At 63.2% G+C, this 16,208-nt stretch carries 15 protein-coding genes and 1 riboswitch; all 15 genes read left to right on the forward strand.

What is annotated here, in order from left to right; genetic code table 11:
- Positions 1–140 precede the first annotated feature (140 nt).
- The 15 genes from MQE22_RS11585 to MQE22_RS11655 all read left to right on the forward strand — a co-directional run bounded on the left by MQE22_RS11585 (position 141) and on the right by MQE22_RS11655 (position 16,202).
- On the forward strand, positions 141–500 hold the full coding sequence (locus MQE22_RS11585) for an NADH-quinone oxidoreductase subunit A (RefSeq protein WP_215873065.1): 360 nt from the start codon (positions 141–143) through the stop codon (positions 498–500).
- A complete protein-coding gene (locus MQE22_RS11590; protein ID WP_215873066.1) occupies positions 491–976 on the forward strand; it encodes an NADH-quinone oxidoreductase subunit B in 486 nt (161 codons plus the stop codon). Before MQE22_RS11585 ends, MQE22_RS11590 begins: the two co-directional genes overlap by 10 nt.
- On the forward strand, positions 976–2,658 hold the full coding sequence (locus tag MQE22_RS11595) for an NADH-quinone oxidoreductase subunit D (protein WP_215873067.1): 1,683 nt from the start codon (positions 976–978) through the stop codon (positions 2,656–2,658). The genes MQE22_RS11590 and MQE22_RS11595 overlap by 1 nt, the downstream gene beginning before the upstream one ends.
- Entirely contained in the window at positions 2,633–3,133 is a 501-nt protein-coding gene (locus MQE22_RS11600; RefSeq protein WP_215873068.1) for an NADH-quinone oxidoreductase subunit NuoE family protein, read from the forward strand. Before MQE22_RS11595 ends, MQE22_RS11600 begins: the two co-directional genes overlap by 26 nt.
- The gene (locus MQE22_RS11605; protein WP_226827833.1) at positions 3,130–4,392 is read left to right on the forward strand and encodes a complex I 51 kDa subunit family protein; all 1,263 of its coding nucleotides are present in this window, start codon (positions 3,130–3,132) and stop codon (positions 4,390–4,392) included. Before MQE22_RS11600 ends, MQE22_RS11605 begins: the two co-directional genes overlap by 4 nt.
- Positions 4,385–6,661 (forward strand): 2Fe-2S iron-sulfur cluster-binding protein, encoded by a 2,277-nt coding sequence (locus MQE22_RS11610; protein WP_215873069.1) that lies wholly within the window; start codon positions 4,385–4,387, stop codon positions 6,659–6,661. Before MQE22_RS11605 ends, MQE22_RS11610 begins: the two co-directional genes overlap by 8 nt.
- Positions 6,649–7,620: an NADH-quinone oxidoreductase subunit NuoH gene (gene nuoH, locus MQE22_RS11615; protein WP_255789749.1), complete on the forward strand. Its 972-nt coding sequence runs from the start codon at positions 6,649–6,651 to the stop codon at positions 7,618–7,620. Before MQE22_RS11610 ends, nuoH begins: the two co-directional genes overlap by 13 nt.
- Positions 7,617–8,120, forward strand: coding sequence for an NADH-quinone oxidoreductase subunit NuoI (gene nuoI / locus MQE22_RS11620; protein ID WP_215873070.1), 504 nt, complete (start codon positions 7,617–7,619; stop codon positions 8,118–8,120). The genes nuoH and nuoI overlap by 4 nt, the downstream gene beginning before the upstream one ends.
- Positions 8,117–8,611 (forward strand): NADH-quinone oxidoreductase subunit J family protein, encoded by a 495-nt coding sequence (locus MQE22_RS11625; RefSeq protein ID WP_215873071.1) that lies wholly within the window; start codon positions 8,117–8,119, stop codon positions 8,609–8,611. The genes nuoI and MQE22_RS11625 overlap by 4 nt, the downstream gene beginning before the upstream one ends.
- Positions 8,604–8,918, forward strand: coding sequence for an NADH-quinone oxidoreductase subunit NuoK (locus MQE22_RS11630; RefSeq protein ID WP_215873072.1), 315 nt, complete (start codon positions 8,604–8,606; stop codon positions 8,916–8,918). Before MQE22_RS11625 ends, MQE22_RS11630 begins: the two co-directional genes overlap by 8 nt.
- Complete coding sequence (nuoL, locus tag MQE22_RS11635; protein ID WP_215873073.1) at positions 8,911–10,776, forward strand: NADH-quinone oxidoreductase subunit L; 1,866 nt, start codon at positions 8,911–8,913, stop codon at positions 10,774–10,776. Before MQE22_RS11630 ends, nuoL begins: the two co-directional genes overlap by 8 nt.
- Positions 10,773–12,218 (forward strand): complex I subunit 4 family protein, encoded by a 1,446-nt coding sequence (locus MQE22_RS11640; RefSeq protein ID WP_215873074.1) that lies wholly within the window; start codon positions 10,773–10,775, stop codon positions 12,216–12,218. Before nuoL ends, MQE22_RS11640 begins: the two co-directional genes overlap by 4 nt.
- Positions 12,208–13,542, forward strand: a complete 1,335-nt coding sequence (locus tag MQE22_RS11645; RefSeq protein ID WP_215873075.1) for an NADH-quinone oxidoreductase subunit N — start codon at positions 12,208–12,210, stop codon at positions 13,540–13,542. Before MQE22_RS11640 ends, MQE22_RS11645 begins: the two co-directional genes overlap by 11 nt.
- A gap of 79 nt (positions 13,543–13,621) precedes the next feature.
- On the forward strand, positions 13,622–14,821 hold the full coding sequence (locus MQE22_RS11650) for a mannosyltransferase family protein (RefSeq protein ID WP_215873076.1): 1,200 nt from the start codon (positions 13,622–13,624) through the stop codon (positions 14,819–14,821).
- A gap of 329 nt (positions 14,822–15,150) precedes the next feature.
- Positions 15,151–15,212: riboswitch (Fluoride riboswitch) on the forward strand.
- A gap of 51 nt (positions 15,213–15,263) precedes the next feature.
- Positions 15,264–16,202: a respiratory chain complex I subunit 1 family protein gene (locus MQE22_RS11655; RefSeq protein ID WP_215873077.1), complete on the forward strand. Its 939-nt coding sequence runs from the start codon at positions 15,264–15,266 to the stop codon at positions 16,200–16,202.
- Positions 16,203–16,208 lie beyond the last annotated feature (6 nt).

The following is a 16,208-nucleotide window of genomic DNA, read 5'->3' on the forward strand; positions in this document are numbered from 1 at the left end:
TCGCTTCTCCGCTGCTTTCAGCATAGTGCAGTCGTGGGCGATTTTCTTTGCCTAGATCCGTATCCCAGGCCTCGGCGCGACGGATCTGCCAGGCACGTTTTTCTTGACTATACTCTTAGCAAAGTCGCAAGGAGAGCCGAATGCCCCTGCACCATGCCGCCGCCGTTGCCGTATTTGCCCTGCTCGCACTGGGCCTGTTGCTCGGGCTGTTGATGCTGGCACGCTACCTGGGCGGCCGCCATCCGAGTAGCAACAAGGACATCCCTTTCGAAAGCGGCCTGGGCGTCAGTACGGCCACGCATCCCGCTACTCCCATTCGTTTTTATCTGCTGGCGGTTTCCTTCCTGGTCTTTGAGCTCGAAGGCGCCTTTCTGTACGCCTGGGCGGTCGCTTTTCATGGTCTGCCACCGGCGGCACTCTGGGGTGGGATCGCCTTTCTCGTCATTCTTGCCCTGGGCTGGCTCTACGAATGGGCGATGGGAGGCCTACGATGGACATGAAGCGTGGGCCACTGGCCTTCTTTGCCGGACGACTGGATGAGATCATTGCCTGGAGTCGCGCTGGTTCGCTGTGGCCGCTCAACTTTGGCACCTCGTGCTGCTTCATCGAGATGGTGGCGGCGCTTACCCCGCGACACGACCTGGCCCGCTTTGGCGCCGAGGTGATCCGCAGTTCGCCACGGCAGGCGGACGTGCTGATCTGCTCCGGTACCGTCTTTGCCAAGATGGCGCCGATGATCGTCGAACTTTATGAGCAAATGCTGGAACCCAAGTGGGTAATTTCGATGGGCTCCTGCTCCAATTCCGGGGGTATGTATGACGTCTATAGCGTGGTACAGGGGCTCGATCAGATCCTGCCGGTGGATGTCTACGTGCCGGGCTGCCCGCCGCGCCCCGAGGCCCTGATGGATGGCTTGCTGCTCTTGCAGCGGAAGATTCGCGCCCGCCCGGCCCGGGTTCTGGCGCAGGAGAACTGATGCTGCTCGCCGAGATCCTGCAGCGCCGCTTCGCCGCTCATCCTGCCGGTGACGCGCGCGACGAGCTGCCGGATTTCTGGCTACCGGAAAGTCAGATCCTCCCCGCCTTGGCCTACCTCCGGCAGGAGCGCGAGCCCGCCATGCGCCTTCTCTTCGACCTGACCGCGCGGGAAGAGGAGACTGCAAGCGGAAGTCAGCTCTGCCTGATCTACCACTTGCACAGCCTGCAGCCCGGCGACTGGCTGCGTCTGCGTGTGTCCCTGACGGGCGAAAAGGCGCCCAGTTGTTGTGCGATCTATCCCGCGGCCAACTGGTATGAGCGGGAGATCTATGACCTCTTTGGCATCGTCTTCACCAGGCATCCCGATCTGCGTCGCATCCTGCTGAGCCCAGACTGGGAGGGACACCCCCTGCGCAAGGCCGAGCCTCTCCGCGCCACCGAGCGCCCGCCCCTGCGCTTTGAGCGCGGCTGCCTGCAGGAGCAGCTCGCCGTCTACAATCCCGAAGACGCCCCCGGCGAAGGAGAAATGCTGCTCAATGTCGGGCCGCACCATCCCGGCACCCACGGCATCCTGCGCTATCGCCTGCGTCTGCGCGGCGAGCGCGTCGTGAGCGTCGATCCCGACATCGGCTATCACCATCGCGGCGTCGAAAAAATTGCCGAGGGACACAGCTACCACAATTTCATCCCCTATACCGATCGCGTCGATTACCTGGGTGGCGTACTCGGCGAGTGGCCCTACCTGCGCGCCGTCGAGACCCTGGCGGACATCCGCGTGCCCGAACGCGCCGAAGGGATCCGCACCCTGCTGGCAGAGATTTGCCGCATCGAGTCGCATCTAGTCTGGTTGGGCAGTTATGGCAATGACCTCGGCACCATGGGTCCGGCGTTTTATGCCTTTCGCGACCGCTCCCTGCTCCTCGATCTGATCGAAGACTTCACCGGCGGACGCCTGCATCCGCAGTTTTTTCGCATTGGCGGGGTAGCCGAGGATTTGCCGGAGGACTGGCAAGAAAAGCTGCGCCCAGTCCTTGATCGCGTCGAAGCCGGCCTGCGCGATACCCAAGCGCTCAGCATCGATAATGACATCTTCCGCGCCCGCACCCGCGGCATTGGCCAGGTGAGTACCGCCATGGCCGAGCGCTGGGGAGCGACCAGTATCGTCCTGCGCAGCACCGGCAGCGCCTGGGATCTGCGCAAAACCGAACCCTACGGATTCTATCCGCAATTGCAGTTTGCCGTGCCCACCGCCAGCGACGGCGACGCCTGGAGCCGCACCGCCCTGCACCTGGAAGAGATTCACGAGAGCATCACTATCCTGCGCCAGCTGCTGAGGATGATGCCCTCCGGCCCGGTGCTCGCGCGCGATGCTGCCGAGGCGCTGATGCCCAAGGACCGCACCCTGCAAGACATCGAGACCCTGATCCACCACTTCGAGCAGATGGCGGCGGAATTTGGCCCACCCGCCGGGGTGGCCCTGGGGCTGGGGGAGTCGGCGCGCGGGATGCTGGGGTATTTTGTCTGCAGCGATGGTGGCCCGCGCCCGCAGCGCCTGCGGGTGCGCACAGGCTCCTTTCCGCATGTGCAGATGATCACCGAGCTGGGGCAGGGTCTCGCCATTCCCGACTTCATCGCCAGTATTGGATCCTTGGATTATGTCCTCGCCGACCTCGACCGCTGAAAGCGTACCCACAACCCTGCTCAGCCGCTTGCAGCAGGTGGTGGAACATGCGGGCAGCCATCCGGAGGCCGCCGTCTGCGATCTGTTGCGCATCCTGCAGGCGGAACACGGCTGGATCGATGACGAGCGACTGCAGCTGGTAGCGCGTCTCTGCGGCATCAGCCCGGTGCGGGTGGAGGAACTCTGCACCTTTTATCCCCTGGTGTTGCGCGAGGATCCCGGACGCCATGTGCTGCGCATCTGTGACAGCATCGCCTGCCATCTTGCCGGCGCACCCGGATTGTTGCGGATGGCGGTGGCGCAGAGCGGCGTGCCCCTCGGCCAGAGCAACGGGCACTACAGCGTCCTGCCGCATGTCTGCCTGGGCCTCTGCGAGCGCGCGCCAGCGGCCTTTGTCGATGGCAAGAACACGGTTGCGCCCCTCAGCGCCGAGGCCCTGCGCCAGCTACTCCAGGGCTGGGAGCGCGAGTCATGAGCATTCAGCCCCTCAGTATGCTCTTTGCGAGTGACGATCCGGCCAATCTCGACGCCTATCGCGCCGTGGGGGGCTACCAAGGGCTCACGCAGGCGCTGCAGATGTCTCCGGCAGATTTGATTGCCCTGGTGGAAAAATCCGGTCTGCGCGGCTGTGGTGGCGCGGGCTTTCCGACCGGTGTGAAATGGCGCCTGCGCGGCCTCGATGCCCCCGAGCCCCGTTATCTGGTCTGTAACCTGGATGAGACCGAGCCCGGCAGTTTCAAGGATCGCGCCCTGCTCTTTGGTGCCCCCCAGCAGATTCTCGAAGGCATGCTGATCGCCGCCCATGCCTTGGGGGTGCAGGAGGCGGTCATTTTCATCCGCGGCGAATATACGGCCGGTGCCGAGGTCTTCGCCCGCGCCCTGGCCGCTGCCGAGGCGGCGAAATTGCTGGACCTGCCCGCCGGCCGGCTGCAACTGGACATCCATCTCTCCCTCGGACGCTACATCTGCGGGGAGGACTCCGCCATCCTCAACGCCATCGAGGGACGCCGCCCTAACCCCCGCAAGAAACCACCCCACATCTCCCAGAAAGGACTCTGGCAGCAACCCACCACCGTCAACAATGCCGAATCCTTTGCCCAGTTGCCTGGGATCCTGCGCGAGGGCGTCGAGACCTATCAGGGCTGGGGGGCCAATGGCGGGGTGGGGACCAAGCTCTACAGCGTCTGTGGGCCAGTGCAGAAGCCGGGGCTCTTTGAGCTACCCATGGGTACGACCCTGCGCGAGATTCTCTACGAACATGCGGGCGGGCCGCTGCCAGGACGGGAAATTCGCGGCGTACTGCCCGGGGGCGCCTCGACGCCCTTCGTCCAGCCCCAGGATTTCGACACCCCGATGCATTTCGATGCCATGGCGAGAATCGGCTCGCGCCTGGGCACCGGTGGTTGTATCGTCCTGGATGATCAACACTGCCCCCTCGATTTTCTCGTCGCCACCACCCGCTTCTACGCCCGCGAATCCTGCGGCTTTTGCACCCCCTGCCGCGAAGGCCTGCCCTATCTGCTATGGTTACTGGAGAGGATCGAAAGAGGAGAAGGCGAAATGCGCGATCTCGAAAAAATCGAAACTCTGGGCAAGGAGATCGCCCCCAACAGCTTCTGTGCCCTGGCCCCGGGTGCCCTGATGCCGCTGCTATCGGGGATGGTGATCTTCCGCGACGAGATCGCCACGCATGTGCAAGAAGGGCATTGTCCCTACGCGGTGCGCCATGGCTGAGGTCTTTTACCTGGATGGCGAGGCGATCCCCTTCCGCGCGGGGCAGAATGTCCTGGAGGCCGTCCTCGCACATCGGCAGGAAAGCAGCATCCCCTATTTCTGCTTTCATCCGGCCATGGGCAGCCTGGGAGCCTGCCGCCAGTGCGGGGTGATGGTCTATCCCCACGACGGCAAGCATCCCCCGCGCCTGACCATGGCCTGCTTGCTGCCCGCCAGCCGCGATCTGCAACTGGGGCGAGCAGAAGCCAAGGTACAGCACGAACACCAACTGATCAGCGAACTGCTGATGCGCAACCACCCCCATGATTGCCCGATCTGTGACGAAGGGGGCCAGTGCCATCTGCAGAACATGACGGTGGCGAGTGGCCATGCCTACCGCGAATACGAACCAGAAAAGCGCCGCTACCAGAGCCAGGAGCTGGGTCCCCTGATCCGTCAGGAGATGAATCGCTGCATCACCTGCTATCGCTGCGTGCGTTTCTATCAGGATCTGGCGGGCGGCGAAGACTTTGGCGTTTTCGGCTCACGCGATCGGGTCTTTTTCGGTCGTCTGGAGGATGGTCCACTGGAAAGCCCCCTCGCCGGCAATCTCGCCGAGGTCTGCCCCACCGGGGTGTTTACCGACAAGGTCTACCATCAGGACTACCTGCGCCCCTGGGATCTGGAAGAAAGCGCCGGCATCTGCCCACACTGTAGTATCGGCTGCAATACCCGACCCGGTGCCGCCCGCGGCCGCCTGCGGCGCGTCCGCCAGCGCTCCCATGGCGAAATCAATCCGCACTTTCTCTGTGACCGGGGACGCTATGGCTTTCGCTACGTCGCCGCCGAGGATCGGCCGCGGCAGGCCCAGGCCGGGGGGCGCCGCCAGGATGTCGACAGCGTCCTCGACCGACTGGCGGCACGCCTGGCGGAAGGGCGTAGCGCCTTCCTCGGCTCGCCGCGAGAGGATCTCGACAGCAATCTGGCCCTCTTTGCCCTCGCGCGTGTCCTCGATGCCCCCTTCGCCGCCTTTTTCGAGCCCTGGGAGGAAGCCAAGGCACGCGAGATCCTGGCCCTGCCACACCCGCCGGCACCGGCCAGGATTTCCGCCTATGCAGAGATTCTCGTCATCGGCGCGGTGGATCGGGTCGCGCCCACCCTGCCTCTGTTTCTGCGCGCGGCGCACGACCGCGGCGCGGCCATCAGCCTCCTGCGCTGCCTGCCCAGTCCACTGACGGCGCTGGCTGGCGAGGATCGTCTGTTACCCCCGGCGGATCTGCTCGATGCTGCCTGGGACTGGCTGGGACAACGCCATCATCGGCCTTTCCTGCTGCTCATCGACAGCGAGTCGGTGGGGCCCGAACTTCTGCACCTGTTGCGCCGGGAAATCGGCACCTGGCCGGATGGCAGTGGCATCCTGCCGGTCTATCGCCAGGGCAACCTTCCGGGCGCCTCCTTTTACGCCGTCGATGGTCACGCCAGCCGTCTGCGTACTGCCCTTGCCGGGCACGACTATGACCATCTGCTGGCCCTCGGCCAGGACCCGCAGGAAATGGATGGGCCCTGGTGGCGGAGCCACGGCGACATCGATCTCAGCCTCATCGATCACCGCCGCAGCCTATCCTGGGACGATGCCTGGCTGACCCTGCCCTGCGCGGCGTTGAGCGAGCGCCCGGGGCTGTACTACAACGGTGAGGGGCGGCTGCAAGCGGCGGCAGTGGCCTACACCCCGGCCCGGGAAGAGCGTCACTGGCGCTCGGAGCTGGGGCCGTTCCCGCTGGCGGCGGGGGGTGCCCTGCGCGAGGAGCTCCTGCCCAGTCCCGTAGAGCTCTGTCGCGCCCTTGCCGAGCGCCTCGGGCTTTCCGAACGCTGGCAGGAGCGTCTGCGCTTCCATCGTGATTTTCTGCTGCGTTCCGAACCTCGGCCGGGGGACCCTGGCGTGTTTCTGCCCGCAGAGCTGCGCGCCCGCTTCCGTCTGCACTCGGCGCCCCCACCCCGCGCCACGGACCAGGGCTGGAGCGTTTGCCGCTTCAGCCATTACAGCGAGGAAGAGCTCGCCAACGGCGCGCGGGAACTGCACAGCCTGGCCCCCGCCAGTGCTGCCTGGATCGCTCCCGGGCAGCAAGAGGCACGACAGGTGCGACTCCGCGCCGCTGATGGCACGAGCCGAACCCTGCCGCTGCGCGAACTGCCGGACATGGCGGCGAAGGTCCTCGCCATCCCGCGTGCTGAACTCGTTTTCCTGGGCCTGCGCCCGGGCGACGGCGTCGATCCAGAGTGGCTGGACTGATGCTGTTCTTTGCGCAAATCGTCGCCATGTTCGTCACCCTGCTGGTGCTGCTGGGCATTGCTGGCTTTCTCGTCTTTGCCGAACGGCGGGTGTTGGGCCTGCTGCAAAATCGCCTGGGGCCCAACCGCCTGGGTCCTCTGGGAGTTGGGCAAGCATTGGCCGACGCGCTGAAGCTGCTCTGCAAGGAGGATTTCGTCCCGCCTTTTGCCAGCGGCCTGCTCTATCGCACGGCCCCAATTCTGGTCGCCTTCAGTGCCTTGGCGGGCTTTGCCGTGCTTCCCCTGGCCCCGGGCATTTCCTGGGCGGGCGACTGGGAGATCGGTCTTCTGCTCATCCTGGCCCTCAGCTCCCTGCACGTCTACGGGGTATTTCTTGGGGGATGGTCGTCCAACAACAAGTTTGCCCTCTATGGTGCCATCCGGGCCGTGGCCCAACTGATCAGCTACGAACTGCCCATGGGCCTTGCCCTGCTCGCCCTGGTCCTGCTGGCCGGCAGTCTCGCCCTGCAGGGGCTCGGTGCGGCGGGTCAACCGGTGCCGCTGATCGTCTATCAGCCACTGGGCTTTCTGATCTTTTTCATTGCCGGCATTGCCGAGACCCAGCGTCTGCCCTTTGATCTCGCGGAGGCAGAGAGTGAGCTCGTCGCCGGTTATCACACCGAGTACGGTGGTATGCGCTTCGGCTATTTCTTCCTGGGAGAGTATCTTGGGCTGGTGCTCATCGCCGCCCTGATCAGCCTGCTCTATCTGGGTGCCTGGAGCGGTCCCTGGTTGCCGGGCTGGTTGTGGATGCTGCTCAAGACCGGCTTCGTCATTGGGATCTTTTTCTGGCTGCGCGCCAGCCTGCCCCGGCCACGCTACGATCAGTTGCTGCATTGGGGCTGGAACGCCTTGCTGCCGCTGGCCATCCTCAATCTGCTGCTGACGGCCATCGCCGCCGCCCTGTGGGGGACGCTATGAGACTGTGGCACGGCCTGCTGGCGAGCTTGTGGACGACCCTGCGACAGCTTCGCCGCCGGGACACCCTGCAATATCCGGAGCAGCAGCCCAAACTGGGCGAGCGCTGGCGCGGTCGCCCGATCCTGACCCGCGATCCCGATGGCGAGGAACGCTGCGTGGCCTGCGAACTCTGTTCGGCGGTCTGCCCAACGCACTGCATTGCCCTGGAAGGGGCAGATCGCCCGAATGGTCGCCGCTTTGCGCAGAGCTTTCGCATCAATTTTGCCCGCTGTATCTACTGCGGACTCTGTGAGGAGGCCTGTCCGACGGTAGCGATCCAGCTTTCGCCGGAATTCGCCTTTGCCAAGACCGAACGTGGTGATTTCGTCTACCACAAAGAGGCCCTGCTCATCGACGGCACCGGCAAGCATCCCGAGTACCGCTATTACGACCACGCCGGCGTACGCACCCAAGCCCTCCCAGAGCCGAGAAACTGCGATCCGCGGAGCAACCTGCCATGATCTTCCTCGGCTTTTTCTTGCTCGTCGTGCTCGCCGCCTTGCTGTTGGGGGTGCTCTTGTTGCGCGACGCCATGTACGGGGTAGTCGCCGTTGCCGCCGCCCTGGGCATCCTCGCCATCCTTTTTTATCTGCTCGGTGCGCCCTTTTTGGCGGCGATGGAGATCCTACTCTATCTGGGCGCCATCCTGGTGCTGTTTCTCTTTACCCTCATGCTCATCGGGCCCGAGGCCCGGGCCGCCGCCGCCCGCCAGAGCTGGCGTAGCGGCTGGCCCCTTGGCGCCCTGCTGCTGCTGGCCTTCGCCCTGGCGCTGGCGGCCCTGCTCTGGCAACAGCAACCCATCACCACTGCGATCCATGCCTTGGGGCCGGCCCTGCTGGGGCGTGCCCTCTTCGGTCCCAATCTATGGTGGAGCGAAGCGGTAGCGGTGCTGCTCTTTGTGGTCATTGGCGCAGTACTGGTCTTGCACGCCGGGGAGAAAGATCATGATTGAGATCGCCCTGGCTGCCGCCGCCCTGCTCTTCTTTGTGGGTCTGGCCCTGATCCTGCTGCGTCGCAGCTTGGTTTTCTGGCTACTCGGGGCAGAACTGCTGTTCAACGCCGCCCTGCTGGTGGCTCTGGCGGGGGGTGCCCGCTGGCACGCCATCAGCGGTCAGGTACTGGCGCTCTTCATCATGGCCCTGAGCGGCGCCGCCCTGGCACCAAGCCTCGCCTTGCTGCTGCGCGTCCGCCGGGAACTCGGCACCCTCAACGTCGATGGCCTGCGTCTGTTGCGCGAACGGGAGAAGCAAGATGACTGAATGGCTCTTTCTCATCCCGGGCTTTCCCCTACTCGGCGCCCTGATCAACGCCCTTTTTGGCGAACGGCTCGGGCCGCGCTGGTGTGGACGCCTGGCCGCCACCATGCCCTTACTTTCTTCTCTGGTGGTACTCGCTATCTGGCTCGGCCCGGGCGCCGAGCCCGCCCTGCTCGATCGGCTCTGGACCTGGATGGCGGTGGGCGATTTTCGTGTGGATCTGACCCTGCGGGTGGATGACGTGACCCTGGTGATGATTTCCATCGCCAGTTTCGTCGGTTTTCTGATTCACCTGTTTTCCCAGCAATATCTGCGCGGCGACTACGGCGAGCGACGCTACTATTTCTATCTCAATCTCTTCGTTGCCGGCATGCTCATCCTGACCATGGCGAACAATCTCTTGCTGCTCTATCTGGGCTGGGAGACCGTGGGTCTGTGTTCCTATGCATTGATCTCGCATTGGTACCGCGAACCGGAGAATGCCTGGGCGGGGCGCAAGGCCTTCGTCGTCACCCGCATTGGTGATACCACACTGCTGCTGGGCATCTTTTTGCTCTTTGCCCAGTACCATACCCTGAGCATCAGTACCCTTCTACCTCTGGTCACGGCGCAACCTGCGCCTGCCCTCTTACTGGCGGCGAGCATCCTGATCCTGATCGGCGCCTATGCGAAGTCGGCGCAGTTCCCTTTCCATATCTGGCTTCCGGATTCCATGGCCGGCCCGAGCACCGTATCCGCGCTGATCCACGCGGCGACCATGGTGACCGCTGGGGTCTACCTTTGTATCCGTCTGCTGGGGCTCTTTGCTGCCGTCCCCGGCATGCTCGAGGCCATTGCCGTGCTCGGCGCCTGGACGGCATTCTTTGCAGCCTCCTGCGGTCTGGCACAAGTCGACGTGAAGCGCGTCCTCGCCTATTCCACCATCAGTCAGCTGGGATATATGTTCATGGGGGTGGGCATCGGTGCCCCCAGCCTCGGGCTCTTTCACCTGCTCGTGCACGCTTGTTTCAAGGCCTTGCTGTTCATGGCCTCCGGCGCCATCATCCTGATCTACGCCGACGATCACGACATCCGCCATATGGGCGGGCTCAAATACCGCCAGCCCTTCCTGCGCTGGACCTTTCTCGCCGGGGTCTTTGCGCTCGCCGCCGTGCCTCTGATTTCTGCGGCCTTCTACAGCAAGGACGCGATCATCAACGCCAGCTTCCTGGTAGCGGGCGGTGGCGTTCCTTACGCCCTCGGCCTGAGCGGCGCGGTATTGACGGCGGGTTACGCCTTCCGTCTGTATTTTCTGGTCTTCGAGGGCAAGCCCTCGGAACTGGAAGGGCCGTATCAGATGGGCTGGGGGATGAAGATCCCCCTGGCCCTCCTGGCGGCGGCAAGCATTGGCATTGGCTGGTTGCAGTTTCCGCCCGGCTGGCCTGGACCGCACCTCTGGGTGCACTGGCTGGCCCCCGAGCTGGGACTCCCGCCGCGCCCAATCGGGCTGGAGGGAGGCTTGTTGACCCTGGTGGGGGCATTGGCCACCTTTTTGGGTATCGCACTCGGTTACTGGGCAGCACGGCGCGAGCGTGCCGGCCGCGGTCTCAGTCGCTGGCGGTTTCTGGCCAGCGGCTGGTGGATCGACGGCACGATCCTGCGCCTTTTCCCTGCCCCTTTCTACGCCCTGGGCAGACTCCTGCGAGGTGGCGTCGAGAACCTGGGCGTGCAGGGACTGGCCCAGGGAGGGCTGCGCGACGGCCTGCGCCTGTCGGCCTATGCCCTGGCTCGCGGCGAAAATGGGCTGGCAAGCCGGTATGCCGTGAGCATGATTGCCGGGCTTCTGCTCCTCCTGCTGCTGATCTGGAGCTGGCCCCTATGATCGTCTCGCTGCTGGTCTTGCTACCTTGGGGCATCGCCCTGTGGCTGAGCCTGGCGCAGCGCTCGGCCGTTGCCCTGACGATTGCGGGCGCGCTGGCGGAGATCCTGCTCTGCATTCCCCTGCTGGCGGGCGATCCTTCCGCCGTGGTGGCCATTCATCTTCCCCTCCTCGGTGCCCTGTGGCAGCTGCAGGCCAATCCCCTGGCGGATCTTTTTGCCCTGACGACTGCCCTGCTCCTGCCCGTCGCCCTAGCCGTGCAGTGGCGCCATGACGAGTATTTGCATCTGGCACGGATTCTGGCGGTACTGCAGGGCGCCCTGATGGGCACCTTTTTTGCCAACAACTTCCTCGGCTTCTACATCTTTTACGAGATCGTCGCCCTAGCGGCGGCTTGGTTGATCCTGCGCAGCGGCAAAAAAGACCGACGCGCCGCCCTGAGCTTTCTCCTGTATACGGTAACCGCCTCGCTGTTTCTGCTGCTGGCAGTCCTGCCCATTTACCTCAATCGTGGCAACAGCACCGGTATCTATGATTTTTCCTGGATCCAGTTGAGTGGGAGTGACCTCTCCGGACAGATCCAACTGCTGCTCTTTCTGGGGATGCTGGCGGGGCTCGGGGTCAAGCTCCCTCTTTTTCCTCTGCACGGCTGGGCACGCGGAGCTTATGTGCAAAGCGCTCCCGCTGCCGCCCTCTTTCTTTCCGGGGCGACGGTGCTGGCGGGCGTCTATGGGCTGGTGCACTGGGCCGTGCCCCTGCTGCCCCAGGGGGCGCTACTCTTCAGTCCCGCCGGCATCATCCTGGCAGCCATCGGCACCCTCTACGGCGCCTTCCTCGCCCTCAGCACCAGCGAGCTGCGCGAGACCGTTGCCTATAGCAGTGTCAGCCACATGAACCTCGTTGCCCTCGGGATCTTCGCCCTACAGGAGCAAGCGTGGAGCGGCGCGCTCTTTCTCAGCATCGCCCATGCCGTCCTCGCCGCCGGACTCTTTACCGTGCTGGCCGTACTCGAGGCGCGGGGCCTTGGCAGCAACTGGGAGGGTCTGGGTGGACTGTTCCGGCGCATGCCACGCTTCGGTGCCTGGACCCTGCTGTTTTTCCTGATGGCCCTGGGCCTGCCCGGGTTGGGGAACTTTCCTGGTGAGTTCCTGACCCTGCTCGGCAGTTTCCGCGTCCTGCCGCTTTGGGCGGGCATCGCCACCCTGGGCATGATCGTCAACCTGGTGGTCTTCCTACGCGCCTATGAACGCAGCATGCTCGGGCAGATCAATCCGCGACTGCCGGCGCAGATCGCCGACCTCGCCCAGCGGGAATGGTGGATTTTTTTGCTTCTGGGCGCGGCAAGCCTCTATTTGGGTCTGGGGAGCCAAACCCTGCTCAGCGATTTTGCCCAGCTCCTGCCGGTACACAGCCCATTGCTGATCGGGGGTGCGCATGGTCATTAGTTCGACGCTGTGGGCGCCGATCGCCGTTGCCATTGCCGCCCTCCTGGCCTTTTTCTTCGATCTGCATCCGCGCCTCGGCCGTCTTGCCCCGTACTGGGGCGTGCTGGGTAGCCTCGGCGCCACTGCCTTGGTATTGCATGGCCGCCTCGACTTGGGCCAGGGCTTTTATTGGGACAGTAGCGCCACGATCCTCGGCACCTATCTGGGCCTGGCCAGTGCCGTGCTCTTTCTGCTCCTGGCCCGTCATCCTTTGCTGCAACGCATGCCCGGGGCCTTTACCGGACTTTGCCTGAGTGTGCTGCTGGGAGCGCTCCTGTTGGTGGGCAGTGATGAGCTGATCGGTCTGTTCATCGGCCTGGAGTTGCAGGTCCTGCCGTTCTTTGCGCTCTTTGTCTGGCCCGGCTCTTCGTCCCGCGCCCTTGAGGCCGCGATGAAATATGCCTTGCTGGCAGCCCTCGCCTCGGCCCTCTTTGCCCTGGGTATCGCCCTGATCTACCTGGGGAATGGTGACCTCGCCCTGAATCCACCGCTGGGGCCGATCAACGGCACCTTCGCCGCGCGCCTGGGCTTTATCCTGCTGCTCGCCGCCCTCGGCTTTGAGCTGGCGGTCGCCCCCTTTCATGCCTGGGTGGCGGATATCTATGCCGGAGCGCCAACCCCGGCGGTGCTGTACCTGGGGGCGGTGGGCAAGGTCGCCATCATGGGAGTGCTGATCAATCTGGCCGGGGTCTCTGGCACCTGGCTCCTGCCCTATCTGGCCCTGGCGGTGCTCAGCATGGTCATCGGCAACCTGCTTGCCTGGCGCACCTCGTCTTTCCGTCGCCTGCTCGGCTACTCGGCGGTTGCGCACGCCGGTTATTTTTTCGCTGCCCTCGCCGCTGGCCCCTTGGGCCTGATCATCGCCACCTTCTACGCCGTGGTCTACGGTCTGATGCATATGGGAATTTTTGGCCCTTTGCTCAGCCTGCCTGAGGGAACTGACGAAATTCCCTGGCGTCACCTGCGCCAGCAGGCACCGCTGGCCGCAGGACTGCTCGCCGTGAGCCTGTTGTCCCTTGCCGGGATGCCACCGACCCTGGGCTTTTTTGTGAAACTTGGCGTCCTGGTAGCCGATATCCACGCCCAGGTCTGGGGTCTTGCCATCGTGCTCATCCTGGGCAGCGCCCTGTCCTTCGCCTACTACCTGCCCAGTCTCTGGCGTCACCCGCACGAGCAACGCAGTCTGGCGCTCTGGCAACCTGCCATCCTGCGCTTGTATGCCGCTGCGGGAATGCTGCTGCTCGGTCTCGGCTGGCTCCTGTTTCCGCTGTTCCTGGGACAATAACCCGGTTGGCAGCGCCGGGCAGATACTGCATAGTCGCATACTTTCCCATGCTGGAAGCCGAGAAAGCCTGTACACCCGGATGAAGATCCCGAAGCTCTCGACCTATCGCGACCTCCTTCCCCGTTTACGCGTCAACTTCGTCACCGCTTTGCTGATCTGGTTCGGGGTGTTCTGCGGCTATTATTTTTTCAGCCGCGGTCTCGATCCGGTGCCCGGGCCGCTGGCGGCGAGCCTCGTCAACTGGGATGCCAAGTGGTATCTGGATATTGCGCAGCATGGATACCAATACGTGCCGGGCTCGCCGGTCGGGCAGAACATCGTGTTTTTCCCCCTGTACTCCCTGATCCTGGCGCTGCTCGGCAAGATCCTGCCCTTTTTCGCGCTGGCCAATATCGGCATTTGGCTGGCGGCGGGAAGCGGAGTCCTGTCGATCTTCCTCTTCCATCGCTTCGCCCGCGAGAATCTGGCAGAGCCTGCAGCCAATGCTGCCACCTGGTTCTACGCCCTCTCTCCAGCGGCCTTTTTCTTTGCCAGCGATTATCCCACGGGCCTGATGAATGTCTTGGCACTCCTGGCACTGCTTACCTGGCACAGGGAAAGACCAGCTCTGACTGCCTTCTGGCTGGGCCTAGGCAGCGCCAGCGGCCCGCTGATGGTGTTCTTTGCCTTTGCCCTTTGGTCGATATTGGCCTGGCAGCGTTGGCAAGAACGGTCCTGGCGGAGCTTGGGGGGGTCAGTGCTCCTGGGGTTCTTTGCCAGCAGCGGGCTCATAGCCTTCATCGTATATCAGTATGTGACTTTTTCTGCGCCACTCGCCTTCATCCATGGCCACGCTTCGTACCTGGGTGAACTATCGCCGCTGCAAAAGCTCACCAACATTGTTCACCTGTACCCCTTCTCTGGCGCCGACTACACACCTCTCTGGCAGGCACTGGCAGGGGAAGTCACCGCCCTCAATCCGGCGCGTTCGGTATATTTTTTGATGAATGTGGTCGTCCTCGCCGGCAATCTGCTTGCACTGCTCTACTTCGTCTGGCGCCGCGTCTGGGCCTGGGCCTGGATTGCTCTGGTGCTGGTCGGTGCCTACCTGTGGTTCCAGGGGGCATCCCAGGGACCGGTTTCCACATACCGGCTCTTGTATCTGAATTTGCCGCTCTTTTTACTCGGTGGCCAGCTCTGGCAATGGCGTCCCCGCTGGGGCTATGTCGCCCTGACCCTCAGTGCCGCTGCGCTCTTTTTGCAGTCTGCTTTTTTCGCTTCCGGTCATTGGGCGTTTTGAGAGGGGATGAGGGCTCCGAATATGCTTCAGACTGATCTAGGAGACAGCCGCGTCCACATTCCGGTTGGCCTGCTCCTGCCATAGCCGCGCTGGCTGAGCTGTTCATCCACAAAGGGCTAAAGTGTTTCCGGGAGAGATGTTCATCATGCTCATAGCCCGTCTATGGCTTCCTTGGCAAGATTCGAATTCCAGTATGACTCCCTTCATGCGCAAGCCATACATTATTTCTATAGGATAATAGACAGGCTGACGAGCACGCAGCAGCCTTACAGTGGCATGCAAGCCACACCTTCCGCGAAATTGACAAATCTTCCGCTCTCGCCTAGCTTATAAAAAAAGGCGATGAAGTCCGCCTCGAACCGCCCCCGTGGCTAATGACTTCTACCACATCCCCGCAAAACGGGGTGGTAGATTGTCTTTTGTAGGCAGGGGGAGGTGCTCATTGAAGGATATTGTCTTGCAGGTGGCGCAGGTCTTGACGGTCCTGTTGCTCTCGCCTCTCCTGCACGGATTCATCGCCAAGATGGAAGAGAAGGTCCAGCGCGGCCAAGGTCCCTCCATCTTCCAGCCCTATCGGGATCTCTGGAAGCTTTTCCATAAAACGCAGTTGGTGCCGGAAACGGCGACCTGGGTGTTCTTCTGGGCGCCGGTGGTGGCTTTCGTGGCGATGATGATCGTGCCCATGCTCATCCCGGTGCTGACCAATTTCCCCCTGCCCCTTTCCGATATGGGAGACATCCTCGGCGGTGGTCTGATCCTGACCTTGGGGAGCTTTTTCATCTTGCTCGCCGGGCTCGACACTGGCCAGCCCTTTGGCGGCCTGGGATCGAGCCGGGCCGTGATGCTGGGCATTCTGGCGGAGCCGACGTTGATCCTGGTCTTTGTCGGCATCACCTTTCTCGATCATTCGATGCTGCCCTTTGTCGCCAATCACCTGCTGGCACAGAACCCAGTAGCGTACTGGAGTCCGGCCCACATCTTTCTGGTCCTCGCCTTCATCATCCTGCTGACGGTTGAAACCGACCGTCTACCCATCCATTCCACCATCCCCTATGAAATCTACATGATCGACGAGGCGCGGATACTGGAATACTCCGGGCCGCTACTGGCGCTACTGAAGTGGGCGAGCTGGATGAAGCAGTTCATCCTCTACACCATCTTTCTGAATGTCTTTCTCTTCCCGTGGGGCCTGTCGGTCAGCGGGGACTTTGGCTCGGTATTGCTGGCCCTGCTGGTCATCCTGGCGAAATATGGCGCCGTGGGGCTGTTCATGGTGATGGTGGATACGGTGCAGTCGCGCCTGCGTTTCTATCGCTATCAGGAGCCGCTGGCCCTGTCCTTTCTCTTTGCCGTACTCGCCATTGTGGCGGACCAACTCTAGGAGCCT

This window comes from Acidithiobacillus sp. YTS05 (assembly GCF_024396695.1).
GTDB lineage: Bacteria > Pseudomonadota > Gammaproteobacteria > Acidithiobacillales > Acidithiobacillaceae > Igneacidithiobacillus > Igneacidithiobacillus copahuensis.

Coding starts and splice junctions, on each gene's coding strand:
- MQE22_RS11585 (WP_215873065.1), top strand. CDS start 141: ATGCCCCTGCACCATGCCGCCGCCGTTGCCGTATTTGCCCTGCTCGCA.
- MQE22_RS11590 (WP_215873066.1), top strand. CDS start 491: ATGGACATGAAGCGTGGGCCACTGGCCTTCTTTGCCGGACGACTGGAT.
- MQE22_RS11595 (WP_215873067.1), top strand. CDS start 976: ATGCTGCTCGCCGAGATCCTGCAGCGCCGCTTCGCCGCTCATCCTGCC.
- MQE22_RS11600 (WP_215873068.1), top strand. CDS start 2,633: ATGTCCTCGCCGACCTCGACCGCTGAAAGCGTACCCACAACCCTGCTC.
- MQE22_RS11605 (WP_226827833.1), top strand. CDS start 3,130: ATGAGCATTCAGCCCCTCAGTATGCTCTTTGCGAGTGACGATCCGGCC.
- MQE22_RS11610 (WP_215873069.1), top strand. CDS start 4,385: ATGGCTGAGGTCTTTTACCTGGATGGCGAGGCGATCCCCTTCCGCGCG.
- nuoI (WP_215873070.1), top strand. CDS start 7,617: ATGAGACTGTGGCACGGCCTGCTGGCGAGCTTGTGGACGACCCTGCGA.
- MQE22_RS11625 (WP_215873071.1), top strand. CDS start 8,117: ATGATCTTCCTCGGCTTTTTCTTGCTCGTCGTGCTCGCCGCCTTGCTG.
- MQE22_RS11630 (WP_215873072.1), top strand. CDS start 8,604: ATGATTGAGATCGCCCTGGCTGCCGCCGCCCTGCTCTTCTTTGTGGGT.
- nuoL (WP_215873073.1), top strand. CDS start 8,911: ATGACTGAATGGCTCTTTCTCATCCCGGGCTTTCCCCTACTCGGCGCC.
- MQE22_RS11640 (WP_215873074.1), top strand. CDS start 10,773: ATGATCGTCTCGCTGCTGGTCTTGCTACCTTGGGGCATCGCCCTGTGG.
- MQE22_RS11645 (WP_215873075.1), top strand. CDS start 12,208: ATGGTCATTAGTTCGACGCTGTGGGCGCCGATCGCCGTTGCCATTGCC.
- MQE22_RS11650 (WP_215873076.1), top strand. CDS start 13,622: ATGAAGATCCCGAAGCTCTCGACCTATCGCGACCTCCTTCCCCGTTTA.